This window comes from Xanthomonas sp. NCPPB 2864, assembly GCF_056675615.1.
In genome coordinates, this window is record NZ_JBWWVS010000004.1 from 314,207 (window position 1) to 339,688 (window position 25,482).

21 protein-coding genes are annotated in these 25,482 nt (G+C 66.7%); 11 read left to right on the forward strand and 10 right to left on the reverse strand.

From position 1 onward, the window contains the following. Both AC1KVE_RS11990 and AC1KVE_RS11995 read right to left on the reverse strand, forming a co-directional pair. Positions 1-843 carry an ABC transporter ATP-binding protein gene (locus AC1KVE_RS11990; protein WP_440585117.1) on the reverse strand — a complete coding sequence of 281 codons (843 nt, stop codon included), beginning with the start codon at positions 841-843 and terminating at the stop codon, positions 1-3. 85 nt (positions 844-928) lie between these two features. Then, positions 929-2,158, reverse strand: a complete 1,230-nt coding sequence (locus tag AC1KVE_RS11995) for an MlaE family ABC transporter permease (protein WP_372358572.1) — start codon at positions 2,156-2,158, stop codon at positions 929-931. A gap of 49 nt (positions 2,159-2,207) precedes the next feature. Between AC1KVE_RS11995 and AC1KVE_RS12000 the strand changes: the two genes are divergently transcribed. Continuing rightward, a complete protein-coding gene (locus tag AC1KVE_RS12000; protein ID WP_024938335.1) occupies positions 2,208-3,467 on the forward strand; it encodes a threonine/serine exporter family protein in 1,260 nt (419 codons plus the stop codon). A 59-nt stretch (positions 3,468-3,526) separates the two neighbouring features. On the opposite strand, the gene AC1KVE_RS12005 is transcribed toward AC1KVE_RS12000, so the two are convergent. The 3 genes from AC1KVE_RS12005 to AC1KVE_RS12015 all read right to left on the reverse strand — a co-directional run bounded on the left by AC1KVE_RS12005 (position 3,527) and on the right by AC1KVE_RS12015 (position 6,334). Further along, on the reverse strand, positions 3,527-3,979 hold the full coding sequence (locus tag AC1KVE_RS12005; protein ID WP_102251252.1) for an H-NS histone family protein: 453 nt from the start codon (positions 3,977-3,979) through the stop codon (positions 3,527-3,529). 144 nt (positions 3,980-4,123) lie between these two features. Then, positions 4,124-5,818, reverse strand: a complete 1,695-nt coding sequence (locus tag AC1KVE_RS12010) for a proline--tRNA ligase (protein ID WP_481092121.1) — start codon at positions 5,816-5,818, stop codon at positions 4,124-4,126. 114 nt (positions 5,819-5,932) lie between these two features. Beyond that, positions 5,933-6,334: a DUF4124 domain-containing protein gene (locus AC1KVE_RS12015; protein ID WP_104626241.1), complete on the reverse strand. Its 402-nt coding sequence runs from the start codon at positions 6,332-6,334 to the stop codon at positions 5,933-5,935. Between the two features lie 120 nt (positions 6,335-6,454). On the opposite strand from AC1KVE_RS12015, the gene pssA reads away from it, so the two are divergent. The 4 genes from pssA to AC1KVE_RS12035 all read left to right on the forward strand — a co-directional run bounded on the left by pssA (position 6,455) and on the right by AC1KVE_RS12035 (position 10,108). After that, a complete protein-coding gene (pssA, locus tag AC1KVE_RS12020) occupies positions 6,455-7,228 on the forward strand; it encodes a CDP-diacylglycerol--serine O-phosphatidyltransferase (protein ID WP_016902892.1) in 774 nt (257 codons plus the stop codon). After that, positions 7,225-7,695 carry an alanine acetyltransferase gene (locus tag AC1KVE_RS12025; RefSeq protein WP_046344356.1) on the forward strand — a complete coding sequence of 157 codons (471 nt, stop codon included), beginning with the start codon at positions 7,225-7,227 and terminating at the stop codon, positions 7,693-7,695. Before pssA ends, AC1KVE_RS12025 begins: the two co-directional genes overlap by 4 nt. Then, positions 7,692-8,174, forward strand: a complete 483-nt coding sequence (gene rimI / locus AC1KVE_RS12030; RefSeq protein WP_024939133.1) for a ribosomal protein S18-alanine N-acetyltransferase — start codon at positions 7,692-7,694, stop codon at positions 8,172-8,174. The genes AC1KVE_RS12025 and rimI overlap by 4 nt, the downstream gene beginning before the upstream one ends. 800 nt (positions 8,175-8,974) lie before the next feature. Next, positions 8,975-10,108 (forward strand): pectate lyase family protein, encoded by a 1,134-nt coding sequence (locus tag AC1KVE_RS12035; protein ID WP_024939132.1) that lies wholly within the window; start codon positions 8,975-8,977, stop codon positions 10,106-10,108. Positions 10,109-10,196: 88 nt separating this feature from the next. Here the strand turns inward: AC1KVE_RS12035 and AC1KVE_RS12040 are convergent, their stop codons facing one another. From AC1KVE_RS12040 to AC1KVE_RS12055, 4 genes are all read right to left on the reverse strand, one after another. Beyond that, positions 10,197-13,136, reverse strand: coding sequence for a valine--tRNA ligase (locus tag AC1KVE_RS12040; RefSeq protein WP_481092122.1), 2,940 nt, complete (start codon positions 13,134-13,136; stop codon positions 10,197-10,199). A 207-nt stretch (positions 13,137-13,343) separates the two neighbouring features. Continuing rightward, the gene (locus tag AC1KVE_RS12045; protein ID WP_016902887.1) at positions 13,344-13,769 is read right to left on the reverse strand and encodes a DNA polymerase III subunit chi; all 426 of its coding nucleotides are present in this window, start codon (positions 13,767-13,769) and stop codon (positions 13,344-13,346) included. Continuing rightward, on the reverse strand, positions 13,769-14,140 hold the full coding sequence (locus AC1KVE_RS12050) for a hypothetical protein (protein ID WP_024939130.1): 372 nt from the start codon (positions 14,138-14,140) through the stop codon (positions 13,769-13,771). Before AC1KVE_RS12050 ends, AC1KVE_RS12045 begins: the two co-directional genes overlap by 1 nt. Further along, complete coding sequence (locus AC1KVE_RS12055; RefSeq protein WP_102251257.1) at positions 14,140-15,612, reverse strand: leucyl aminopeptidase; 1,473 nt, start codon at positions 15,610-15,612, stop codon at positions 14,140-14,142. Before AC1KVE_RS12055 ends, AC1KVE_RS12050 begins: the two co-directional genes overlap by 1 nt. A 107-nt stretch (positions 15,613-15,719) precedes the next feature. Here AC1KVE_RS12055 and lptF point away from each other — a divergent pair, with 107 nt between their 5' ends. From lptF to AC1KVE_RS12070, 3 genes are read left to right on the forward strand one after another with little or no spacing between them, the layout of a single operon-like run. Beyond that, complete coding sequence (gene lptF, locus AC1KVE_RS12060) at positions 15,720-16,802, forward strand: LPS export ABC transporter permease LptF (RefSeq protein WP_039814671.1); 1,083 nt, start codon at positions 15,720-15,722, stop codon at positions 16,800-16,802. Then, a complete protein-coding gene (gene lptG / locus AC1KVE_RS12065) occupies positions 16,799-17,905 on the forward strand; it encodes an LPS export ABC transporter permease LptG (RefSeq protein ID WP_024939127.1) in 1,107 nt (368 codons plus the stop codon). Before lptF ends, lptG begins: the two co-directional genes overlap by 4 nt. A gap of 5 nt (positions 17,906-17,910) precedes the next feature. Then, on the forward strand, positions 17,911-18,210 hold the full coding sequence (locus AC1KVE_RS12070; protein ID WP_167709717.1) for a hypothetical protein: 300 nt from the start codon (positions 17,911-17,913) through the stop codon (positions 18,208-18,210). A gap of 130 nt (positions 18,211-18,340) precedes the next feature. Here AC1KVE_RS12070 and AC1KVE_RS12075 read toward each other — a convergent pair whose 3' ends face one another. Next, positions 18,341-18,802 carry an RDD family protein gene (locus AC1KVE_RS12075; protein ID WP_448121990.1) on the reverse strand — a complete coding sequence of 154 codons (462 nt, stop codon included), beginning with the start codon at positions 18,800-18,802 and terminating at the stop codon, positions 18,341-18,343. Positions 18,803-18,989: 187 nt separating this feature from the next. Between AC1KVE_RS12075 and xerD the strand changes: the two genes are divergently transcribed. The 3 genes from xerD to purL all read left to right on the forward strand — a co-directional run bounded on the left by xerD (position 18,990) and on the right by purL (position 25,338). Continuing rightward, complete coding sequence (gene xerD / locus AC1KVE_RS12080) at positions 18,990-19,961, forward strand: site-specific tyrosine recombinase XerD (RefSeq protein WP_046344346.1); 972 nt, start codon at positions 18,990-18,992, stop codon at positions 19,959-19,961. A 135-nt stretch (positions 19,962-20,096) separates the two neighbouring features. Further along, positions 20,097-20,900 (forward strand): DsbC family protein, encoded by an 804-nt coding sequence (locus tag AC1KVE_RS12085; RefSeq protein ID WP_016902881.1) that lies wholly within the window; start codon positions 20,097-20,099, stop codon positions 20,898-20,900. Between the two features lie 388 nt (positions 20,901-21,288). Continuing rightward, on the forward strand, positions 21,289-25,338 hold the full coding sequence (purL, locus tag AC1KVE_RS12090; RefSeq protein WP_481092123.1) for a phosphoribosylformylglycinamidine synthase: 4,050 nt from the start codon (positions 21,289-21,291) through the stop codon (positions 25,336-25,338). Positions 25,339-25,482 lie beyond the last annotated feature (144 nt).

The following is a 25,482-nucleotide window of genomic DNA, read 5'->3' on the forward strand; positions in this document are numbered from 1 at the left end:
TCAGGCGGTCTCGGTGGAGTCGGTCTTGGCCGCGCGCGCGGCGCGGGCGCGCGGACCGTGGAAATATTCCTGGATCCAGGGGTGGTCGATCTGCTCGACTTCGGCCAGCGGCGCGTTGGCGATCACCTTGCGATCGGCCAGCACCGCGATGCGGTCGCAGATGGCGTACAGCGTATCCAGGTCATGCGTGATCAGGAACACGGTCAGGCCCAGCGCCTGTTGCAGGGTGCGGATCAACCGGTCGAAGGCGGCCGCGCCGATCGGGTCCAGCCCGGCGGTGGGCTCGTCCAGAAACAGCAGCGGCGGATCCAGCGCCAGCGCCCGCGCCAGGCCGGCGCGCTTGCGCATGCCGCCGGACAATTGCGAGGGCAGCTTGTCCAGCGCATCGGCCGGCAGGCCGGCCAGCTTGATCTTCAGCAGCGCCAGCTCGAAATACCAGCGCTCGGGAAACTCGCCGTGATGTTCCTTCAGCGGGACCTGCACGTTTTCGCCGACGGTCATCGACGAGAACAGCGCGCCGTCCTGAAACAGCACCCCGGTATTGCGGGTGATGTGCTGGCGGTCGGCGAAACGGCCCGAGCGTGCGTCCGCACCCAACACCTGGATGCTGCCGGCGTCGGGCTCGCGCAGGCCCAGGATGCTGCGCATCAGCACCGACTTGCCGGTGCCCGAGCCGCCGACCACGCCCAGGATCTCGCCGCGCCGCACGTCCAGATCCAGCTCCTCGTGCACGACCTGGCTGCCGAAGCGATTGGTCAGCCCGCGCACCGAAATCGCCAGCTGGTCGTCGTCGGCGTCGGTCTCTGTGCCGAGATTGGGGATTTGGGATTCGGGATTGGTCACAGCACAGTTCTCCCGAGTGTCAGGGCGCCAGCTGCGCTTGTGACTTGCACCAATCCCGAATCCCGAATGTCGAATCCCGGTCTCATCACCACCCCATCTTCATGAACCACAGCGCGGCGACCGCGTCGAGGATGATGACCAAGGAAATCGTCTGCACCACCGAGGAGGTGGTGCGTTCGCCAACCGACTGCGCGGTGCCGCTGACCTTCAGGCCTTCCAGGCAGCCGATCAGGCCGATCACCAGCGCAAACAGCGGCGCCTTGGATAGGCCGACCAGGAAATGCCGCAGCTGGATGGTGTCGTGCATGCGCGCCAGGTACATCTGCGGCGGGATATCCAGATCGAATGCGCCCACGGTGACGCCACCGGCCAGGCCGGCGATCATCGCGATGAAGGTCAGCAGCGGTAGGGTGAAGATCAGCGCAAGCAGGCGCGGAATCACCAGCAGGTCGATCGGGTCCAGGCCCAGGGTGCGGATCGCGTCCACTTCCTCGCGCGATTTCATCGCACCGATCTGCGCGGTAAATGCACTGGCGGTGCGCCCGGCCAGCACGATGGCGGTCAGCAGCACCGCGAATTCGCGCAGGAAGGCGATCGACACCAGCTCCACCACGTAAATCTCCGCGCCGAAGTCGCGCAGGATGGTCGAGCCCAGGAACGCGATCACCGCGCCGACCAGATACGACAGCAGCACCACCAGCGGCACCGCATCCAGGCCGACCTGCTCCATGTGGTGCACGGTGGAGGTCAGGCGGAAGCGCCGCGGCTCGTGGATCAGCCGCGCGATCTTGACCAGGTTTTCGCCCAGAAAGCTGTTCAGCTCCAGAATGCCCTGGCCGACGCCGTGGGTGGTGCGGCCCAGACGGTCCAGCGCGGCGACGAAGCCGTAGTCGCGTTTGGGCTTGGGGCGTTCGTCGTTGAGTTCCTCGATGGTGCACACCAGCGCCTGGTGCTCATCGCGGAAGTCGATCGCGTCTTCCTTCAGGCCCATGCGGCTGGCGAAGCGCAGCAGCTGCAGCACCCCGGCCGAGTCCAGTTGCCCGATGCCGCGCGCGTCGATGCGCCGGATCCCTTCGGGCACGGCCTGCAGCAGCTCGGCCTGGGGCAACGCGGTCGCCAGGACCCAACTGCCAGCAAGGCGGACCTGTGCGTGATCCTGCGAGTCTTGTTCGATGCGTGGAGGTTGCGCTTTGATCATGGGTGGCCTGTCCGTGGCGCCAGCATACCGCGCCCGGCGTGAGCGAATGATGGGGACGCTTCGCCGCTGCGGTCCCGGCACAGACAATCGGCGCGCCGGCCAGGTGCGCTGCGGCATACACTGACGGTCTCGCCAGACGGCGTTTCTCCGATCCGACCCGCCACGCATGTCCGCTGCCACCGTCGTCCAACCGTCCGCCAGCGCCACCTATGCCCAGCGCGTCGCCTTTGTTTCGGAAATCGCCGGACGCCTGCATTCCTACGGCACCACGGCGCAGCGTCTGGAGGCCGCCGTGGTCGGGCTGTCGCACAAGCTGGGCCTGGACTGCGAGCCCTGGTCCAATCCCACCGGGATCATTTTGAGCTTCAGCGACCCGACCAAGGCCATCGGCTCCAGCGACATCACCCGGGTGATCCGGCTGGCCCCGGGCGAGAACGACCTTTACAAGCTCAGCGTGGCCGATTACGTGGCCGACGGCGTGGCCAACGGGCGCATGAGCATCGCGCAGGGCCACACCGCGCTGCGGCGGCTGGACCGCGAGGTCGATCGGCGCGGCAAGACCATGCAGGTGCTGGCATTCGGGCTGGCCGCCGCCGGCGTGGCAGGGCTGTGGAAACTGCCCTGGCTGGATATCGCCACCGCCGGCGCGATCGGCATGTCGATCGGCCTGCTGACCCAATACACCGACAGGCGGCCGGCGACCAAGGAAGCCGGCGAGGCGCTGGCCGGCCTGCTGGCCGGGGTGGTGGCCGCAGTGGTGGCTTCGCTGGTCGGGCCACTGAACCTCAACACGGTGATCATCGCCTCGCTGGTGGTGCTGCTGCCCGGCATGTCGTTGACCAATGCCTTCAATGAACTGGCCAGCCAGCACTGGGTCTCGGGCACGGCGCGGCTGGCCGGTGCGGTGACCACGGTGCTCAAGCTCACCGTCGGTGCAGTGATCGCGGTGACGCTGACCCAGGTGCTCGGCCTGCATCCGCAGGTGGCCGCATTGCGCCCGCAGGCCGGCTGGGTGGAATGGGCCTCGCTGCTGGTGGCCGCTTATGCGTTTGCGGTGTTGTTCAAGGCCAATCGACGCGATTATTTATGGATCATGGCGGCGGCCATGTCCGGGTATGTCATCGCGCGTTATGCCGGGCATGCCTGGGGCGGTCCGGCCGGTGTCTTTGCATCGGCCATGGCATTGACCGCCGCCGGTAATCTGTTCGGGCGGGTGATACAAAAACCCGGGGCATTGATCCGTTTGCCCGGCATCATCATGCTGGTTCCGGGCAGTGTCAGCCTGCGCGGCTTTCTGACCCTGATACAGCAACAGGATGTCAGTGTGGGGCAGGCCGCGCTATTGGCGGTGACCAATATCGTGATGGCCTTGATGGCCGGATTGCTGTTCGGCAATCTGTTGATTCCGGCCCGCAAGAATTTATGACCGGCAGAAAACGCGCAATAAAAAACGCCGGCACTGCCGACGTTTTTTATTGGTAACAATCAAGCCGCCTTGGGCTTCTTGGTCGCGCGCTTGGTGGCGGCTTTGCGCGGCGCGGCCTTCTTGGCCGGGGTCTTCTTGGCGCTGACCTTGCTGATCAGAAAGTCTTCGACCTTCTTGCCGGCGGCGGTCAGTTCGGCCAGCCAGCGCGGCTGCTTGCCGCGGCCGGTCCAGGCTTCCTGGGGATTGGCGGGGTTGCGATATTTCGGCGCAACCTTGCCCAGCTTGCGGCCGGCGCGCGGACCCGGCTTGGCAGCGGCAGCCGAACGGCCCGCACCGGCGCTGGCGCCAAACAATTCTTCGATGGAATAACCCTGGGCTTTTGCCGCGCGGGTCAGCTGCGTGCGGACCTTGGCAATCGGGGCGCGCTTGGCAACCACGGTCTGCTGCTTTTTCGCGTTTTTGATCAGGGCACCCAATTGCTTGGCCGACAGGCCGCTAAGATCGATCGACATCACTACTCCGGAAGATGAGAGAGAAAAGAATGCCGGTCCGTGGCAGCGCTGGCCATCATAATGTCAGAAAACCCGGGTGACAAATGCGCCGAAATACTCCGGCGCATTGTGTTCATCTAATCGAAGTAGTTTCGGGTGATTTGATCAACGACCCAGGCGGGAGAATAATCCGGCCTTATCCAGGTTTTCTGCTGCTTCCGCAGTACGGGCACGATATTCAAAGGTACCGGCGGCCAATCCGCGTTCGGAGACCACCACCCGATGCGGAATGCCCAGCAGTTCCATATCGGCAAACATCGCACCCGGGCGCAGGCCACGATCGTCCAGCGCCGCTTCAATGCCTGCGGCAAGCAATTCGTCCAGCAATGCCTGAGCGGCGGCAACCACCTGTGCATCCTGCTTGGGGTTGATGATGCAGACCACCACCTGCCACGGTGCCATCGGCGCGGGCCAGACGATGCCGGCATCGTCGTGATTCTGCTCGATCGCCGCAGCCACGATGCGCGATATGCCGATGCCGTAGCAGCCCATCTTCATCACTGCGGGCTTGCCGTTCTCGTCGATCACGGTGGCCTGCAATGCCTGCGCATACTGGCTGCCGAGCTGGAACACATGCCCCACCTCGATGCCGCGGGCCAGCCGCAGCTCGCCGCCGTCGGCCGCACGTTCGCCGTCGATGACGTTGCGCACATCGGCAACGGTTTCCGGTTCCGGCAGGTCGCGGCCCCAGTTGACGCCCACCAGGTGCACGCCGGGCACATTGGCGCCGACCACGAAATCGGCCAGCGCCGCGACATCGCGATCTGCCACCACGCGCACCGGGCGGGCGGTATTGATCGGACCCAGAAAGCCCGGCTCGCAGCCGAGGTGGTCGCGGATTTCGGTTTCGTTGGCCAGGCGGTAACCAGCCAGGCCGGCGACCTTGCCAAGCTTGATCTCGTTGACGGCATGATCGCCGCGCACCAGCACCAGCACGAAGCCGGCTTCGGTCATCACCGCCACCGACTTGACCGTGCGCTGCAGCGCGATGCCCAGCAACTGGGCGACGTCTTCGCAGGTCTTCTGGGTGGGCGTTGCGACCTGGCGCATCGCCTCGCCAGCCGCAGCGCGCGGGGCGGGCAGGGCGGCGCTGGCGGTTTCCACGTTGGCGGCGTAATCGGAGCCGGTGGAAAATGCCAGCGAGTCCTCGCCGGAGGCGGCGAGGACGTGGAATTCCTGCGAGGCGTCGCCGCCGATGGCGCCGGAGTCGGCCTGCACGGCGCGGAATTCCAGCCCCAACCGGGTAAAGATGCGGGTATAGGCCGCGCGCATGTTGTCGTATTCGCGCGCCATGTCGGCATCGGTGAGATGGAAGGAATAGGCATCCTTCATCAGGAATTCGCGTGCGCGCATCACCCCGAAGCGCGGGCGGATCTCATCGCGGAACTTGGTCTGGATCTGGTAGAAGTTCATCGGCAGCTGCTTGTAGCTGTTGATCTCCTGGCGCGCGAATTCGGCCGCAGCCTCTTCGGCGGTCGGGCTGTAGCAGAACTCCTGCTCCTTGCGATCCTTGATCTTGAGCAACTGCCCGCCGAACTTCTCCCAACGGCCAGTGGCGTCCCACAGCTCGCGCGGCTGGATGGTGGGGAACAGCACTTCCACCGCCCCGGCGCGGTTCATTTCCTCGCGCACGATGGCCTCGACCTTGCGCAGCACGCGCAGACCCAGTGGCGACCAGGTGTACAGCCCGGAGGCCAGCTTGCGGATCATGCCCGCGCGCAGCATCAGACGGTGGCTGACCAGCTCGGCGTCGGCCGGGGTTTCCTTGGTGGTGTGCAGGTGGAACTGGGAAAGACGCATCGGGCTTCGCTTGGGCGGAAAGCCCATAGTTTGCCAGTCTCGCGCCCTGCCGGTCAGGGGCACCGGCCGATCGGCCGGATGCCGGGACCGGTATGTGGCCGGTCCCGGGCCGGCTCAGGTGGCCGGATTGCCGCTCGCTGCCGGCTTGCAATAGGCCTTGGCGGCCGCCTCGGCGAGATTGCGCTGCGCCGCGCGCGCGTCCGGGTCCAGCGGGGTGCCGGGCTTGCCGTCGGCGCCGGCGCCCATGGTGACCTCGCCCTTGCCGCTGAGCAGTTCCAGGTTGCGGCGTGCGGTCAGGCAGTCGGCCGATTCGGGCGTGGTGGTTTCCGGCGCGGCGATGGCGGCGGTGCCGCTGCGCGCATCGATCCGGCGCGCTTCGTAGCGCTGGCCGGCCGGTGGCGGGGTTTCGGTGTAGTGGGTGACGCCCCTGGCGTCCTTCCATTTATACAGATCGGTCGCGCCGGCGGCGGCGCTGGCCAGCATCAGCAGGGCGCAAAGCCCGGACGACAGGTGCATGTGGCTTCCCCTGGATGATTCCCGCGGCGATTGCAGCATCCGCGGCCCGCGCTGGCAAGTGACGCTGCAGGCGCACAGGCGCGCTACCGCCGGACGGACCTCAGGCCCTACACTTGCCGGATGGATGAGATGAGACCGCCCCCGCGCTCGCGCACGATTTACCTGCTGCCGAACCTGTTCACCACCGCCGGGCTGTTTTCCGGTTTCTACGCCATCATCGCCGCCGCCAATGGGCAATTCGTCCAGGCCGCCATGGCGGTGTTCGTGGCCGCGGTGATGGACGGGCTGGACGGCCGGGTCGCGCGCCTGACCAATACCAGCAGCGAATTCGGCGTGCAGTACGACTCGCTGGCCGACCTGGTCAGCTTCGGCATGGCCCCGGCGTTGGTGATGTACCACTGGTCGCTGTCGGCATTGAAGTACGACAGCAACGTGATGGGTCGGGTCGGCTGGTCGGCCGCCTTTCTGTATGCGGCCTGCGCGGCGCTGCGGCTGGCGCGCTTCAACACGCAGGTCGGCGTGGTCGACAAGCGCTGGTTCATCGGCCTGGCCAGCCCGGCGGCCGCCGGCCTGATGATGTCCTTCGTCTGGGCCTTTGCCGACGATAGCCTGGGCTTCGACGGCGAGCAGCTGCGTTACCTGGCGCTGGCGGTCACCGTGGTGGCGGCCTTGCTGATGGTCAGCCGGATCCGGTTCTGGAGTTTCAAGGGCGGCGCGCGTGGTCCGCGCGCCGACCGTGTGCCGTTCTTGGCGCTGGCGATCGCCACGGTGGTGATCGCGTTGCTGGTGATCGATCTGGCCCGTTCGCTGCTGGTGATCGGCGTGCTGTATGCGCTGTCCGGCCCGGTGATGTGGCTGTGGCGGCGCTGGCGGCGCACGCCCGAGCTGCCATGAGTCAATTGGCCTCCGAGCCGATGTGGTCCGATCTGCAGGTGTCGTATCTGCAGGCGTTGGGGCACACCGTGTATCTGGACCGCGACGCCGTGGACGCGGCGGCGCCTGACGAGACGAGCGAGCATGCGCCGGCGGCGGCTGCACCGTCACGCGTGGAGCGCGCGCCGTCGATGCCGCCACCCGCGGCACCGCCTGTGGTCCGGCGCAGCGCACCCGCTGCGCCGGCCGACGCGCCGTCTGCGGTCACGACTGCGCCATCGGCAGCGCCGCAGCGGCGCAGCCGGGTCGGCATGCCCGATCGCCTGCAGATGGCATTGCTGCGCGCCTCCGGCTGCAATCCAGGCGATCCGAATACCCAGGCCTTGATGGCATCCTGGCCGCTGGCCGAGTTGCGCGGCAACCCGGCGGCCAAGCGCGCGCTGTGGCCGCAACTGCGTGCGCTGCGGCGGCGTCGGGATCCGGCATGAGCGCGTTGAACGTGCCGCTGCCCACGTCGCTACGCGCCATGCGCGAGAGCGATCTGGATGTGGTGATGGAGATCGAACACCGCGCCTATCCGTTTCCGTGGACGCGCAGCATCTTTCGCGACTGCCTGCAGGCCGGCTATCCGGGCTGGGTGATGGAGCAGGGCGGGCAGGTCATTGGCTACGGGGTGATCAGCATCGCCGCCGACGAAGCGCACGTGCTCAATGTCTGCATCGCACCGGAGGCGCAATCCCAGGGGCATGGCCGGGTGCTGTTGCGCGCGCTGATCAAGGGCGCCTGCGATCGCGGCGCGCGGCGGGCGTTTCTGGAAGTGCGCCCGTCCAACCCGTCGGCGATTGCGCTGTATCACTCCGAAGGCTTCAATGAAATCGGGCGGCGCCCACGCTACTACCCCTCCAACACCGGCCGCGAAGATGCGTTGGTGATGGCGATCGAGTTGTCCTTCGAGGGGTTTTCCTGAGCGGCATCGGCGGTTGCTGATGGGAGCGTTCGCGCACGTCCGGCTGGCACTGTCAGCCACTCACCTGACAGGCGCCGCGCGTTTGCCTTGGTAGGGGCCTGACGACCAGCAGATATCCCGCCCGGCGCTTGCGTCGCGGGCGGACGATTGCGCCGGCACTGCGCTGCCTCACGGCAGCTGCGGCTTCGTCGTTACAGCAGACGATCGGGTAAACAGGCAATCGCCGATGCCGTGAGCAGCGCCCTTGCGCGTCACTGCAATCGATCGCAGCAAGGCTGCACATCGTTCCTGACGCACCGCGTGCGTCGGCCGCTCGCGCGCCGCCATCTGGCATGACGTGCTCGCACACATCATGGTGATTCTTTCGCCATCTTGTATTTTCTCTTTTCGGTGACGTGACCAGTTGCGTCCTCGCATGCGAGATGCCGCTAGAAGGCGCTAGAGCGCATTGCGGCCGCTGTGCGCGTCAAAAAAATATGCAGGTCTGTGAGCGTGGTGGCACACCGTGCTGGACCCGCGCCCGTCTGTACTGCGCTGCAGATCATGCTGCACTGCAGTGTCCTCGCGATTGTCTCCACGTGTCTTGATTACAGCGTTTTGTCTTCTCTTGCGTGTCCCGCAACCGTTTGCGTGACTGCGCGTGCACATCGATGCATCGGCTAGATACAAGCCATTGCGATGCTCCTAGTATCGGCGTCGCGGAACTGAACATTACAGAGATGAAAAGTATGTTCCGCGCCTGCTAGACGAGGGGTGTGCCGCCGCGCGGCGCATCGAACCCATTCGAGGGAGACATCAAGATGAAGCCGAAATTTTCAACGGCGGCCGCCGCGTCGCTGTTTGTCGGGTCGTTGCTGGTCGTTGGCGTTGCCTGCGCCGATCCTGCACTGGAAGTTGCAACCACTGGTTGGGCAACCCAGAACGGGGGAACCAAGGGCGGCTCCAAGGCGGCCGCTGCCAACATCTACACGGTCAAGACTGCCGCCGAGCTGAAGAGCGCGCTGAAAGCCAGCGTGGGCAGCAACGGGCGCATCATCAAGATCAGCGGCATCATCGATGTCAGCGAGGGCAAGCCGTACACCACGACCTCGGATATGAAGAGCCGCGCGCGGCTGGACATCCCGACCAAGACCACGCTGATCGGCATCACCAGCAACGCGGAAATTCGCGAAGGCTATTTCTACGTCAAGGCCAACGACGTCATCATCCGCAACATCACCATCGAAAATCCATGGGATCCGGAGCCGGTCTGGGACCCGGATGATGGCAGTGCCGGCAACTGGAATTCCGAGTACGACGGCCTCACGGTCGAGGGTGCGACCAATGTGTGGGTGGACCATGTCACCTTCACCGACGGTCGCCGCACCGACGATCAGAACGGCACCGCCAACGGGCGCCCCAAGCAGCATCACGACGGTGCGATGGACGTCAAGAAGGGCGCCAACTTCGTCACCATTTCCTACTCGGCGTTCAAGTCGCACGAGAAGAACGACCTGATCGGCTCCAGCGACAGCGCCTCCAGCACCGACAGCGGCAAGCTCAAGGTGACCATCCACAACACCTTGTTCGAGAACATTTCCGCACGCGCGCCGCGGGTGCGCTTCGGCCAGGTGCACCTGTACAACAACTACCACGTCGGCAGCACCAGCAATAAGGTCTACCCGTTCTCGCACGCGCACGGCGTGGGCAAGGAGTCCAAGATCTTCTCCGAGCGCAACGTGTTCGACATCAGTGGGGTGAGCAGCTGCGACAAGATTGCGGCCGATTACGGCGGCAGCGTGTACCGCGACCAGGGCTCACTGCTCAACGGCAAGGCACTGACCTGCTCGTGGAATAGCAACATCGGTTGGACCCCGCCGTACACCTATAGCCTGCTGTCGGCCGACAAGGTCGCTGCGGACGTCAAGGCAAAAGCCGGCGCAGGCAAACTGTAAGGCGGCGTCTGCCACATGCAACGCATGCAGCGTTGCATCTGTTCCCGCAACGCCCGCAACACTGCGGGCGTTGTGCGTTTTGGCGGCGTTAGATCTTGGCGCGTTGCTCGCGCAGGCCTGTCAGCTGCGTGGTCCAGTCGTTCAGGCGCGCACGCTCCTGTTCGACCACCACGGCCGGTGCGTTCTGCACGAAGGTGGCGTTGCCCAGCTTGCCATTGCACTTGCCGATCTCGGCTTCCACGCGCTTGATTTCCTTGTCCAGGCGCGTGCGTTCGGCATCCATGTCGACCAGGCCTTCCAGCGGCACCAGCAGGGTCAGCTCACCGACGATGGCCGTGGCCGACGGCGGGGTGTCCTGGCCGGCATCGAGCCAGTCGATCGCTTCGAGCTTGAGCAGGAACGACAGCTGCGAGGCAAAGCGGCCAATACGGGTGCGATCGTCGGCAGTGCCGGCCTGCAGCAGCAGGCGAACCTGTTTGGACGGCGGTACGTTCAACTCGCTGCGCACGCGACGCAGGGCCGACACCATCGACTTCAGCCATTCGACATCGGCCTCTGCGCCGGCGTAGCTGGCGGTATCGATATCGCCTGCCTGCGGGAATGCCTGCAACGAGATCGTGGCGGCGGTGATGCCCAGGCGCGGTGCGACCTGCTGCCACAGTTCTTCGGTGACGAAGGGAACAAGCGGGTGCAGCAGGCGCAGCAGCGCTTCGAGCACATGGAGCAAAGTGTGCCGCGTGCTGGCGGCAGCTTCGCTGTCCTGGCCATTGAGCGCGGGCTTGGCCAGTTCGACGAACCAGTCGCAGAACGCATTCCAGGCGAACTCGTACAGCGATTGCGCGAGCAGATCGAAGCGGTAGTTGGCGTAGTGCGCGTGGGTTTCGGCAGTGACCTTGTCCAGGCGTGCCAGAATCCATTGCTCGGGCTCGGTGCGCGGCTGCGGCACGCCGGCAAAGCGCGCGCCCTCGGTATTCATCAACACAAAGCGCGTGGCATTCCACAGCTTGTTGCAGAAATTCTTGTAGCCTTCGGCGCGTCCGAGATCGAACTTGATGTCGCGGCCGTGCGTGGCGAGTGCGGCGATGGTGAAGCGCAGCGCGTCGGCACCGTGGGCGATGATGCCGTCCGGGAATTCCTTGCGCGTGGCCTTTTCGATCTTCTCGGCCATGCGCGGCTGCATCAGCCCGTTGGTGCGCTTGGCCACCAGGTCTTCGATGCTGATGCCGTCGATGATGTCCAGCGGATCGAGCACGTTGCCCTTGGACTTGGACATCTTCTGGCCCTGCGCATCGCGGATCAGGCCGGTGATGTAGACATCGCGGAACGGCACCTGGCCGGTGAAGCTGTCGGTGGCCATGATCATGCGCGCCACCCAGAAGAAGATGATGTCGAAGCCGGTGACCAGCACCGACGACGGCAGGTAGCGCTCGAAGCCGCGCTCGGCCATCGCGTTCGCATCCGGCCAGCCCAGCGCGGAGAACGGCCACAGTTGCGAGGAGAACCAGGTTTCCAGCACGTCACTGTCCTGGTGCAGCGCGACGTCGGCACCCAGGCCGTGTTTCGCGCGCACCTCGGCTTCGTCGTGGCCGACATAGCACTTGCCTGCCTCGTCGAACCACGCCGGGATGCGATGGCCCCACCACAGCTGACGGCTGATGCACCAGTCCTGGATGTTCTCCATCCAGTGGCGATAGGTGTTGATCCAGTTCGGCGGCACGAATTTGACCTGGCCGCTTTCGACCAGCTCCAGGCCGCGCCTGGCCAGCGCGTCCATCTTCACGAACCACTGGTCGGTGAGATACGGCTCGATCACCTGGCCGGTGCGATCGCCGCGCGGCACCTGCAGCTTGTGCGGCTTGGTTTCGACCAATACGCCCAGGTCTTCCAGTTCCGACAGCACCAGCTTGCGTGCGTCGTAACGATCTAATCCCGAAAAACGTGCGGGAATTAACTCGATTGACTTGACAGGAATGCTGGCTGAGCTGGAGATGCGAGACAAACCATTATCGCCTCCGAGCTCACTGTCGATGATTTCAAGATCAATACGTGGCGCTTCCAGTCGAACTTTTGCTTGGTCGTCCAGAATATTGATCAGGGGAAGGGCATGCCTAAGGCCCACCTGGTAATCGTTGAAGTCATGCGCAGGCGTGACCTTGACCACGCCGGTGCCGAAGGCGCGGTCGACATAATCGTCGGTGATCACTGGCACCTGCCGGCCGGTCAGCGGCAGCACGATGCGGGCGCTGTGCAGCGTGGCGTAGCGCGGATCTTCCGGATGCACCATCACTGCGGTATCGCCCAGCATGGTTTCCGGGCGCGTGGTGGCGACCACCAGGTAATCGCGGGTTTCGCGCAGCGTCTCGACGCCGTCGGTATCGTGTTCGACGTGCTCGTAGGTCACGCCGTCGGCCAGCGGGTAGCGGATCGACCACAGGAAGCCGTCTTCTTCGACGTTTTCCACTTCCAGGTCGGAGATCGCGGTCTTCAGCACCGGGTCCCAGTTGACCAGGCGCTGGCCGCGATAGATCAGGCCCTGCTCGTACCAGCGCACGAAGGCTTCGTTGACCGCGGCCGACGGCTGCGGGTCCATGGTGAAGGTGCTGCGCGACCAGTCGCTGGAGGTGCCCAGCCGGCGCATCTGGCGCTCGATGGTGTCGCCGGACTCGGCCTTCCATTCCCACACCTTGGCGATGAAGCCCTCGCGCCCCAGCGAGTCGCGTGTTTCGCCGTTGCCTTCCAGGGCCAGGTTGCGCGACACCACCATCTCGGTGGCGATGCCGGCGTGGTCGGTGCCCACCTGCCACAGCGTGTCGAAGCCGCGCATGCGGTGATAGCGCACCAACGCGTCCATCAGTGTCTGCTGGAACGCATGGCCCATGTGCAGCGTCCCGGTCACATTCGGCGGCGGCAGCAGCACGGTATACGGCTCACCCTTGCCGGACGGCACGAAATAACCGGCCGCCTCCCACTGCGCGTACAGGCGCGATTCGAAGGAAGAGGGTTCGTAGCTGGAGGCGAGGGTGGTCATAGAGAGGCGGCGATTCGTTGTTCGGGATTCGGGATTGGTTGCGTCATGGGGCCGGCGAGAAGCGCTGGCAATCCACTCATCAACGTCAGCGGTGGTGCGGTGGAGCGAAGATCGGCTATTGGGGATTCGTCATTGGATGCAGCCCTGGGATGCGCAAAAGAGTTGCTTTTACCAATCCCCAATCCCGACTCCCCAATCCCCGCCCTCTCACATGTCGTATTTGGTCAGTTCCAGGCCCAGGGCCTTGTACTGCTTCCAGCGCTCGCGCAGCGGTTCGCGGGCGGCGGGGTCGGCCGGGACGACTTCCAGTACGCGGTCGCAGGCGCCCAGGTAGGGGTCGTCGCGCAGGTTGATCACCAGCGGGCGCGAGGGGGCATCGAACTCCGGCGCGGCGATCAGCACCGGCGCCAGTTCGTCTTCCTCGTCGGTGCCGGCAATCTGGTGCGGGATGTAGGCCTCGTCGTCGAATGCCCACAGCAGGTCGTCCAGTGCCTCGGCCTGCGCGGCGTCGCGCGCCAGGATCAGCGTGGACAGGTTGGCGTCGTTGGCCTTGCGCGCCAGCTCGCAGACCAGCCGCAGCGGTTCGTTGAGGAAGCGCGGTTTGGCGATCAGGTAGAAGTCGGCACGGGGCATCAGGCGGTCACAAAGCGGGAGGAGAGCAAGAATTCGGTGGCCATGCCGGCGGCCACGAACAGGGCAGCAAAGCCGAGCACGGCCAACAGCAGGCCGCCGAATGCACGCAGGCGGCGCCCCGGCGGGCGCGAACGGTACAGATACACCGGCAGGAACAGCACGGCGAACGCCACGATGCCGATATTCATCCAGGCCGGCCGGCGGTAGCCGAGCCGGCGGCTGTCGGCCGCCAGCCAGACAAACAACAGCACAATCTGCATGACGATCCAGAGCAGATCGATGCCGGGGTTGGTCCAGCCCGGCACCGCGCTGGCTGCTCCGTTCACAACGGAGAAGCCGGCAATCAGCGCCAGTGCAGCGCGTGGCGACATCAGGCCGCGCGGTCCAGCAACCACTGGGTCAGCAGCCCCACCGGGCGGCCGGTGGCCATGCCGCGCTTGCCTTCGTCGCTGGCGACGCCGGCGATGTCCAGATGCGCCCAGCGCTGGTTCTCGGTAAAGCGCGACAGGAAGCAGCCGGCGGTGATCGCGCCGCCCCAGCGGCCGCCGATGTTGTAGACGTCGGCGAAGGTGGAATCCAGCAGGCCCTGGTACTCGTCCCACAGCGGCAGGCGCCAGGCGCGGTCGAACACGTGCTCGCCGGCGGCCAGCAGTTCGTTGGCCAGGTCGTCGTGCTTGCTCATCAGGCCGGCGGTCTGGTGGCCCAGCGCCACCATGCAGGCGCCGGTCAGCGTGGCCACGTCCACCAATGCTTCGGGGTTGAAGCGCTCGGCGTAGGTCAGCGCATCGCACAGGATCAGGCGGCCTTCGGCGTCGGTGTTGCCGACCTCGATGGTCTTGCCGGACATGCTGGTGATCACGTCGGAGGGGCGGTAGGCATTGCCGTCGATGGCGTTCTCCACCGCCGGCACCACCACCACCAGGTTGATCGGCAGCTCGGCCTTGACGGTGGCCACGAAGGTGCCGATGACGTTGGCGCCGCCGCACATGTCGTACTTCATTTCCTCGATGCCGCCCTGCGTCTTGAGGTTGACGCCGCCGGTGTCGAAGGTGATGCCCTTGCCGACCAGCACATAGGGACGCGCGTCGCCGCCGCCGTTCCACTTCAGCACGATCAGCCGCGGGCGGTTGGCCGAGCCACGCGCCACCGACAGCAGCGAGCCCATGCCGAGCGACTCCATCTGCGTCTCGTCCAGGATCTCGGCCTCGGCGCCGGGGAACTTGCCGGCGAACGCGGCGGCGGTCTCGGCCAGATAGGCCGGGGTGCAGTAGTTCGGCGGCAGGTTGCCCAGCTCGCGGGCGAACTCCACGCCCTCGGCGGTGGCCACGCCCACGGCCAGTGCGCGGGCGTCGTCGCCGGCGATCGCCAGCGTGGTCAGGCCGGTCTCGTCGACCTTCTTCTTGCCCAGCGTGGCGGTGTAACGGTAAGCGGCGTGGTCGCTGACGATGATGGCCTGGCGGATGTTCCAGGCGCTGTCGCGCGCCTTGACCGGCAATTCGGTCAGGGTGAGCAGGGCGGTGCCGACCGGGCCGGTCTTCAGCGCGCGGGTCGCGTCGCCCACCGCCTTGAGGTACGGCGCCACGCCGAACTTGCCGGCCTCGCCCAGGCCGACCACCAGCACGCGCGGGGCGGCGACGCCGGGCAGGTCGTGCAACAGGCTGGTGCTGCCGGTCTTGGCAGCCACATCGCCGCGTGCCACCAGGGCCGTCAGACGGCCCTGGCTGGCGCTATCGAGTGCCTGGGCAGCGGGCGACAGGGTCTTGTCGGCGAACACGCCAACCACGATGCAGTCGACGGCGGCGCTTGCCGGCGCGTCTTGGTTCAGGGTGAATTGCAGGGCCATTGATCAGATTCCGTAGGCAAATCCGTACAATCGCGGGCTGTTTACGCCAACCGGACTAGGCTGGCGCCGCCGCGAACGAATCCGAGAGTTTAAAACAAGCCCACCCCATGCCGAAGCTCGATCGATACCTGCTTAGCGATTTCACCCAGAGCTTCCTGGCCACCTTGATCGTGCTGCTGGTCGTCAGCGTCGGCGGTGTGCTGGTGGATATCCTCGGCAATATCGCCGACGGCCGCATCCCTGCTCGCTTGCTGCTGTCTCAGGTGGGCCTGCAATTCGTTGCGTATCTGCCGATCATCCTGCCGCTGGCGCTGATGCTGGGGCTGTTATTGGCACTGGCGCGGCTGTACCGCGATTCAGAAATGGCCGTCATCACCGCCATCGGTGTGGGCCCGCGGCGCCTGCTGCGGCCGATGCTGATGCTGGTGGTGCCGGTGGTGGTGGTGATCGGGCTGTGCTCGCTGTGGCTGGGCCCCTGGGCCAGCCGCACCGCCGAGACCATGCTGGAAGACGCCAACCGCAGCATCGTGATGGCCGGCCTGGAGTCGGGCAAGTTCACCCCGCTGTCCGGTGGCGGGGTGGTGTACCTGACCACGATCTCGGCCGACGGCAAGGGCCTGGGCAAGGTCTTCATGCAGCGCCAGAAGGACGACCGCATCGATGTGGTCACCGCCGACCGTGGCGCGATGTTCTTCGAAGGCAAGGCCGACCGTTATCTGCGCCTGGAGGACGGCTACCGCATCGAAGGCCCGGCCGCCGGCAACACCCTGGACTACCGCCTGATGAAGTTCGCCAGCAACGATGTGGCCTTGCCCGACCGGACCCAGGTGCACGATGCCAACGATCCGGAAGTGATGTGGACCACGCAGCTGCTGTCGGACCAGCGCCCAGCCGCGCGCGCGCAGCTGCATGAGCGCCTGGCGCCGCCGCTGCTGGCGCTGGCCTTCGCGCTGCTGACCCTGCCGCTGTCGCGCAGCGCGCCACGGCAGCAGCGGTATGGCCGGATCATGCTGGCCTTCCTGGCGTACATGGTGGGCACCAATCTGATGATCGTCGGCACCCAGTGGATCGCCAATGGCAAGACGCCGGCCGCGCTCGGTCTGTGGTGGCTGACCCTGCCGCTGCTGGCGGTGGCGATCTGGGCGTATGCGCGCGATGGCCGCGTGCGTCGGCCGAGGGTGCGCGCATGAGGCTGATGCCGCGGGTGCATGACTGGTACATCGGGCGCGCGGTGTTGTTCACCGTGCTGCTGACGTGGGCGGTGCTGCTGGGCCTGGACCTGGTCAACGCCTTTGCCAGCGAGGCCAAAAGCATCGGCCAGGGCAGCTACAGCTTTGGCCATGCGGTGGCCTACGTGGCCTATACCGTGCCGCGCCGGGCCTACACCTTGTTTCCCACCGCGGCGGTGATCGGCGCCTTGATGGGCCTGGGCCAGCTGGCGGCAACGTCCGAGCTCACCGCGCTGCGCGCGCTCGGCGTGTCGCGCAAGCGTATGTCGGCCTCGGTGGTGGCGGCCATGGCGCTGCTGACCGCCACCATGGTGATCAGTGGCGAGACGGTGGGGCCGTGGGCACAGAACCAGGCCGATACCCTCAAGACCAGCGCCCGCTACAACAGCAACATGGCCGGCTCGCGCTATTCCGGCCTGTGGGCGCGCGAGGGCGACACCTTCCTCAATGCGCTCAGCGGCGAAGAAAAGCTGCTCGATGGCGGCGGCACCGCGCTGGACCTGCACGATGTGCGGCTGTACCACCTCGATGCCAGCGGCCGCATGCAGCAGCTGACCTATGCGGCACTGGCCGAGAACCGCAATGGGACCTGGACGCTGCGCCAGGTGCGCCGCGACACCTTCCAGGAACGCTCGGTGCAGCGCGAAACCTTCCCCGAGCTGCCGTGGCAATCCCAGCTCAGCCCGGCGGCGCTGGCGGCTGGTCTGGCCAAGCCGCGCAACCTGTCCGCGCGCGATCTGGAACAGAGCATCGAGTATCGCCGCCGCAACGGCCTGGACGCGCGCGACTACGAAGACCAGTACTGGAGCCGTTGGTTCTATCCGCTCAACGTACTGGCGCTGTGCCTGGCGGCGATTCCGTTCTCGTTCGGTTCGCTGCGTAGCGGCGGCCTGGGCAAGCGGCTGTTCCTGGGCATCCTGTTCGCGCTGGGGTTCTGGCTGCTGCAGCTGTTCTTCGGCCGTATGGCCGGCGCACTCAAGCTGGATTACCGCATCGCCTACGCGCTGCCGCCGATGGTGATGCTGGGCGTGTCGGCATGGCTGTTTCGACGGCGCAGTAGCTGACGCCGATGCGTCGGTTCAGCGTATTCGGAACCGTGCTTTGCCTGCTATACGTCGCTGGAACTGCTCTATGCGTGTGGGCGGCCAGCGACGCTGGTGGCGACCCCAAGGGCCATTTTGTATTGCTGCAGTTGCCGCTGACACCACAGCTGACTGTGCTTGATGCCATGGGTGCTGACGCCTGGTTGACCGATATGCCCTGGGTGCACAGCTATCTGCTATTGGTTCCGCCATTTCTGGTGGCGCTGTATCTGGTTGGCTATGCCGTGCAGTGGCTGATCGAGCGCCCCTCAGCACGCGGGCATTGAGTCCACACCCGTCTCGGTTCGCCGCAGTTAACTGCCTGCACGCGAGCAGTTGCCTGGTGGGTGGTTCGCATGACGGTCGCACTCCGTTGTCGCCTGCCGTCGAGATCGGCAAGAGGGCGGTCTGGTCGTTTCAGCGTTTGGGTGTGCGTTGCAGCCGGGTACCACTGGCGCGGTCGTGCCAGGCCAGGCGGTCGCGGTCCAGCCAGGCCCACCAGAATCCTGCGCCAGCCAAGGCCAGCGACAGCGTGCCGACGGCATAGCGGATCCAGAGCGCGCGCCAGGTGGCTTGCGGCCCGACCAGCGACAGCCGCCACGGGCGCATGCCCAGGGTCTGGCCACCCCGTCGCCAGCTGACGGTGGCGTACACCCCGGCGGCGATCCAGCAGCACAGCCACAACAGCCATTGCCAGCCGCTGAAGGGGGCGATGTTTTCGCGGGCCGGGTGCCCGGCAAGCGTAAATCCCAGCGTGAACGCGGCGGAGATCAGCATCCATAGTGCCAGGACCGGCCAGGCGTCGTAGCACAGGGCCAGCAGGCGCCAGACCACCAGGGCGGGCGGTCGCGCGCTGCGCGGTGAAGGGGGCGAGGTCATGCCGCGAGCATAGCCGGCGCAGGCGATCGGGCAACGTCGCGCTGCGGCAATCCCGCGCCGGGCCGGGCCGGTGCGTCGAGGCAGGAGCGATGTGGTGGGTGGCCCGTCGAGGCAAGCCGCACCGCCAATCTCGCGCCTGGCCAACACGGCGCGCCGCAAATCGCATGTCACGCTCTATGCTGTTGCGATGTCAGCCAGCAGTCCCGCCGAACGTCGCCAACTGGCGCAACACCTGCCACCGGTGCAGGCCGCCGATGCCGCCGCCATCGAACGCTTCCTGGACCGGTTATGGGCCGAGCAGGGCGTGGCACGGCAGACCCTAGACAGTTACCGGCGCGACCTGGAAGGGCTGGCGCGCTGGCGCGACGGTGCCGGCGGCGGCCTGCTGGGTGTCGATCGGGCGGCGTTGTTCGACTATCTGCGCTGGCGCGCTCAGGCCAATTACTCCCCACGCAGCACAGCGCGGCTATTGTCGACGCTGCGGGCGTTCTACGCGCTGTGCCTGCGCGATGGGGTACGCAGCGACGACCCGACGGCGCTGATCGACCCACCAAAGTTGCCCCGTAGCTTGCCCAAGGCGCTGACCGAAACGCAGATCGAGGCGCTGTTGGCCGCGCCCGAGATCGACACGCCGCTGGGCCTGCGCGACCGCGCAATGCTCGAGCTGATGTATGCGGCCGGCCTGCGCGTCAGCGAACTGGTCAACCTGCCGGCGGTGGGGGTCAACCTGCGGCAGGGTGTGCTGCGGGTCACCGGCAAGGGCAGCAAGGAGCGGCTGGTGCCGCTGGGCGAGGAATCCCAGCACTGGCTGGAGCGGTATCTGAGCCAGGCGCGCCCACTGCTGGCCAGCCACAAGGCGGTGGCGGCAGTGGACGGGCAGGTGCCGTTGTTCATCGATGCAGCGCGGCAGCCGCCCAGCCGCCAGCAGTTCTGGGCGCTGGTCAAACGCTATGCGGCGGTGGCCGGGATCGACCCCGCCACGGTCAGCCCGCACGGGCTGCGGCACAGCTTTGCCACCCATCTGCTCAACCACGGCGCGGACCTGCGCGCGCTGCAGATGCTGCTCGGTCACAGCTCGCTGTCCACCACGCAGATCTATACTTTGGTGGCCCGTCAGCACCTGCAGAAGCTGCACGCCGCCCATCATCCGCGCGGCTGACTGCGGCCGCAGGCGCAATGGCGGCCCGCCGCGGCCCATTCAGCGGCTCGGCCGGCAAACAAAGCGTCCCGCTCGCTGCCTGGCTTCATCTGCGCTGTGCGAGAATCCAGGCACCCCATTCCACTGGATGCGTGAATGTATCGTCTTGCCATCGCCGCGCTGCTGGGCGCAATCAGCCTTACCGCCTGCGCGCAATCCTCGCAGCCTGCGGCAAGCAATGCCGGCGCCAAGCCAGCTGCCGCCGCTGCCCCCGCTGCTGCGGGCAATGTGGACCAGCGTGTGAGCGTCGCGCTCAAGGCGCTGGATCCGGATTTCAAGCCGGACTACATCGGCGCCGCGCCGTTTCCCGGTTTCCGCGAAGTGGTGGTCGGCGGGCAGGTGCTGTACGTCAGCGACGACGGCCGTTACCTGATCCAGGCGCAGCCGTTCGACATCCAGAACAAGCAGTTCGCTGCCAGCCCGGGCCTGCTGGCCTACCGCCGCAAGCAGCTGGAGACAGTGCCCAAGGCCGACCGCATCGTGTTCGCACCGGCAAACCCCAAGTACACCGTGACGGTGTTCACCGACGTGGAATGCGGCTACTGCCGCAAGCTGCACAGCGAGATCGGCGAACTCAACAAGCAGGGCATCGCGGTGGAATATCTGGCGTTTCCGCGCATGGGCCTGGGCAGCCAGGACCACAAGGAAATGATCGCAGTGTGGTGCGCCGCCGACCGCAAGCAGGCCCTGACCGCGGCCAAGTCCGGGCAGCCGGTGAATGCCAAGGACTGCAAGAACCCGGTGTCGATGGAATACACGCTGGGCCAGCGTCTGGGCGTCAATGGCACCCCGGCGATCTTTGCGCCGGACGGCACCCAGCTCGGTGGCTACCTGCCGCCGGCGCAGCTGCGTGAGGCGCTGGAAAAGCGCGCGGTCAGCACTGCCGGCGGCAGCCGCTGAGGTATCCGGCAGCAGCGCCGGGAAGCTGGCCGCGGCGGCGGTCGGTGTGATCGATCAGGAGGCCGGAATGCATGCATTCCGGCCTCCTGCGTTTCAGGGGCGGGCTGGCTGCATGGTTGATGCGGTGAGAGCGGCGGTGGACCGGTGGTGGCTAGCGCTGCCGACGTTGCCACCGCGGAGACCGGCCCAAAGGCAGCTGGGCGCGACAATCCCTGCCGGCATCGCCATCCGCCTTCGCCGTTGCCGCATCGGCCGGAATGCGCCGAATCCGGCCCGGGCTGTGCGAATGATCACTGCATGGATCGGCTGCCCACCCACGCCGGGTCCGGCGCCGACGCATCAGCTCCGTTACAATCTGCAGCCCCGTTTCTGACACGGTTCCCCGGACATGATGGTCCTCGAGGGCGCTTCCGCCCTTTCGCCGTTCCGCCGCGCTCGGCTCGAAACCCGCCTGCAAACCCTCGTTCCCGCGCTGCGCATCACCGGCGCCTGGCACGTGTACTTCATCCGCGCCGAGGCCGGGCAAGCGCCCGACCAGGCCACCTTGCAGCGGATCCTGCAGGCCGAAGCCGCCCCCGCGCCGCGGGCCGAGGATGCTTCCTCGCGCTATGTGGTGCCGCGTCTGGGCACCTTGTCGCCGTGGTCGAGCAAGGCCACCGAACTGGTGCGCGGGGCCGGGCAGCCGATCCAGCGCGTGGAGCGCGGTACCCGCATCGATCTGGCCGGCTGGCCGGCCGACGAAGCGATGCAGGCCGCCGTGGCCAAGCTGCTGCACGACCCGATGACGCAGTCGCTGCTCGGCTCGGCCGCGGCCGCCGAGGCGCTGTTCAACGTGCCCGATCGCGGACAGTTGCAGCGTGTGCCGCTGGCGGCGCTGGAACAGGCCAACCGCGACCTCGGCCTGGCGCTGGCGCAGGACGAGATCGACTACCTGCGCGAACGCTTCGCCGAGCTGGGCCGCGACCCGGCCGATGTCGAGCTGATGATGTTCGCCCAGGCCAATTCCGAGCACTGCCGGCACAAGATCTTCAATGCCAGCTGGACCATCGACGGCAAGCCGCAGGAACGCTCGCTGTTCCGCATGATCAAGCACACCCACCAGCAGACCCCGCAGCACACCTTGTCGGCCTACAGCGACAACGCGGCGGTGGTGGAAGGCGTGCCGGCCGCGCGCTATCGCCCGGATCCGGCCAGTGGCGAGTACCGTGCCGAGGCGGTGCTGCCGTCGGCGTTTGCGATCAAGGTCGAAACGCATAACCACCCGACCGCGATCGCGCCGTTTCCCGGCGCCGCCACCGGTGCCGGTGGCGAGATCCGCGACGAAGGCGCCACCGGCCGCGGCGGCAAGCCCAAGGCCGGGCTGACCGGGTTCACGGTGTCGCACCTGCGCATCCCGACCCTGCCGCAGCCGTGGGAGGCGCCGCGCGCGCTGAACCCGCGCATGGCCCCGGCGCTGGACATCATGCTCGACGGCCCGCTCGGCGGCGCCGCGTTCAACAACGAATTCGGCCGGCCGAACCTGCTCGGCTATTTCCGCAGTTTCGAGCTTGCCGAAGGTGAGGGCCTGACCCGCGCCTACGACAAGCCGATCATGCTGGCCGGCGGCCTGGGCGCGATCGATCGCAATCAGGTCGAGAAGCTGCGCCTGCAGCCCGGCGATGCGGTGATCGTGCTGGGCGGCCCGGCGATGCTGATCGGCCTGGGCGGTGGTGCGGCCAGCTCGGTGGCGGCCGGCGACAGTGCCGAAGCGCTGGATTTCGCCAGCGTGCAGCGCGAAAACCCGGAGATGGAGCGCCGCTGCCAGGAGGTCATCGACCGCTGCGTGGCGCTGGGCAGCGACAACCCGATCCGCTGGTTCCACGATGTGGGCGCGGGCGGCCTGTCCAACGCCATCCCCGAGTTGCTGCACGACTCCGGCGTGGGCGGCATCATCGACCTGGGCCGCGTGCTCACCGACGACCCCTCACTGTCGCCGCTGGAACTGTGGTGCAACGAATCGCAGGAGCGCTACGTGCTGGGCGTACCGCAGGCACGCCTGGACGAATTTGCCGCCATCTGCGCGCGCGAACGCTGCCCGTTTGCCGCCGTCGGCGTGGCCACGGCCGAGGAGCGGCTGGTGGTTGGCTATGGCGTGTTTGGGGACGGGATTGGGGAGCCGGGATTGGAGATTCGCAAAAGCGATTCATCAGTTGCCGGGTCCGCCGTTGCTTCCAACCAATCCCCAATCCCCAATCCCCAATCCCCGCTCCCGATCGACCTGCCGATGGATGTGCTCTTCGGCAAGGCACCGAAGATGCATCGCGATGCGGTGCATCCGCCGGTGCCGCAGTGGCCGGTGCTGCAGACCGCCGCGCTGGACCTGCAGCAGGCCGGCCTGCGCGTGCTGGCGCATCCCACGGTGGCGTCCAAGAGCTTTTTGGTGACCATCGGCGACCGCAGCGTGGGCGGCCTGACCGCGCGCGAGCAGATGATCGGGCCGTGGCAGCTGCCGCTGGCCGATTGCGCGATCACCCTGGCCGGCTTCGACACCTTCGCCGGCGAGGCGATGTCGATCGGCGAGCGCACCCCGCTGGCGTTGTTGAACGCCGCCGCGTCTGCGCGCATGGCGGTGGGCGAGGCGATCACCAACCTGTGCGCCGCGCCGGTGCAGACGCTGGACAGCATCAAGCTGTCGGCCAACTGGATGGCCGCCGCCGGTCACGCCGGCGAAGACGCGCTGCTGTACGACGCCGTGCGCGCGATCGGCATGGAGCTGTGCCCGGCACTCGAACTGAGCGTGCCGGTGGGCAAGGACTCGCTGTCGATGCAGGCGCAGTGGGTTGTCGGGAATGGAGAATCGGGAATCGGGAATGGCGAAACGCCGCAGCCCTCCGCCGTTGCGAATCCCCAATCCCCAATCTCCAATCCCATCGCCCACAAGAGCGTTTCACCGGTCTCGCTGATCATCAGTGCGTTCGCGCCGGTCGGCGATGTGCGCACGCAGTTGACGCCGTTGTTGCGCAGCGACGAAGAGAGCGAGCTGTGGTTGATCGGGCTGGGCGGCGGCAAGCAGCGCCTGGGCGGTTCGGTGCTGGCGCAGGTGTATGCCGACGCTGCGGCATTGCCGGCGTTCGGCGGCGAGGTGCCGGATCTGGACGATGCGCAGCGGCTGCGCAGCTTCTTTGAACTGATCCGCGCGGCGCGCGAGAGCGGCCTGTTGCTGGCGTACCACGACCGCAGCGATGGCGGTGCGTTTGCGGCGCTGTGCGAGATGGCGTTCGCCTCGCGGCAGGGCCTGGACATCACCCTCGATGCCTGGGGCGACGATGCGTTCCGCAGCCTGTTCAACGAAGAACTGGGTGCGGTGGTGCAGATCGCCAGCGAGGACCGCGCCGCGTTCGCCGATCTGGTCGAGCGGCATGCGCTGACCGAGTGCGCGCAGCGCATCGCACGCCCCACCGGCGCGCCACGCATCCGCGTGAGCGGGCAGGGCCGGGTGCTGGCCGAGTGGCGTTGGGAGGCATTATTCGACGCCTGGTGGTCGGTGACGCACGCCATGCAGAAATTGCGCGACAACCCGGAAACCGCCGACGAGGAGCGCGCGCAGGCACGCGACTTCCAGGCGCCGGGATTGCGTCCGAAGCTGGTGTTTGACCCGTCCGAAGACGTGGCCGCGCCGTTTGTGGCGACCGGTGCGCGGCCCAAGGTGGCGATCCTGCGCGAGCAGGGCGTCAACGGGCAGATCGAGATGGCTTACAACTTCGAACGCGCCGGTTTCCGCGCGTTCGACGTGCACATGAGCGACCTGATCGAAGGCCGCGTGGATCTGGCGCAGTTCTCCGGGTTTGCCGCCTGTGGCGGCTTCAGCTACGGCGACGTGCTGGGTGCCGGCCGTGGCTGGGCCACCTCGATCCTGGAGCGCTCGGCCTTGCGCGATGCGTTCGCCGCGTTCTTTGCGCGCAGCGATACCTTCGCGCTGGGTGTGTGCAACGGCTGCCAGATGCTCAGCCAGCTCAAGGACATCATTCCCGGTGCCGAGCACTGGCCGCGCTTTTTGCGCAATCGCAGCGAGCAGTTCGAAGCGCGCACCGCCTTGCTGGAGGTGGTGGAGTCGCCGTCGATCTTCCTGCGCGGCATGGCCGGCTCGCGGATCCCGGTGGCGGTGGCGCATGGCGAAGGCCGCGCCGAGTTCGACACCGTGGTGGATCAGGCGGCTGCCCGTGTGGCCCTGCGCTTCATCGATGGCGATGGCGCGGTGGCATCGCAGTACCCGCTCAATCCGAACGGCTCGCCGGACGGCATCACCGGGCTGACCAGCAGCGACGGTCGCGCCACCATCCTGATGCCGCATCCGGAGCGCACCCCGCGCACGGCAAACCTGAGCTGGCACCCGGCCGACTGGGGCGAGGACTCGCCGTGGCTGCGCATGTTCCGCAACGCGCGGGTCTGGTGCGGTTGACGGTGGAGAGGTGTACGGCGTGAGCTGAAGCGCCGTACCAACCGTGTCATTGGACGGCCGTGTGCAGCGATGCACACGGCCGTTGTCGTTTCCGGTGTCGGAGCTGCGCGACGGCCTGCGGTGGTATCGAGTCCTTTGATCGTT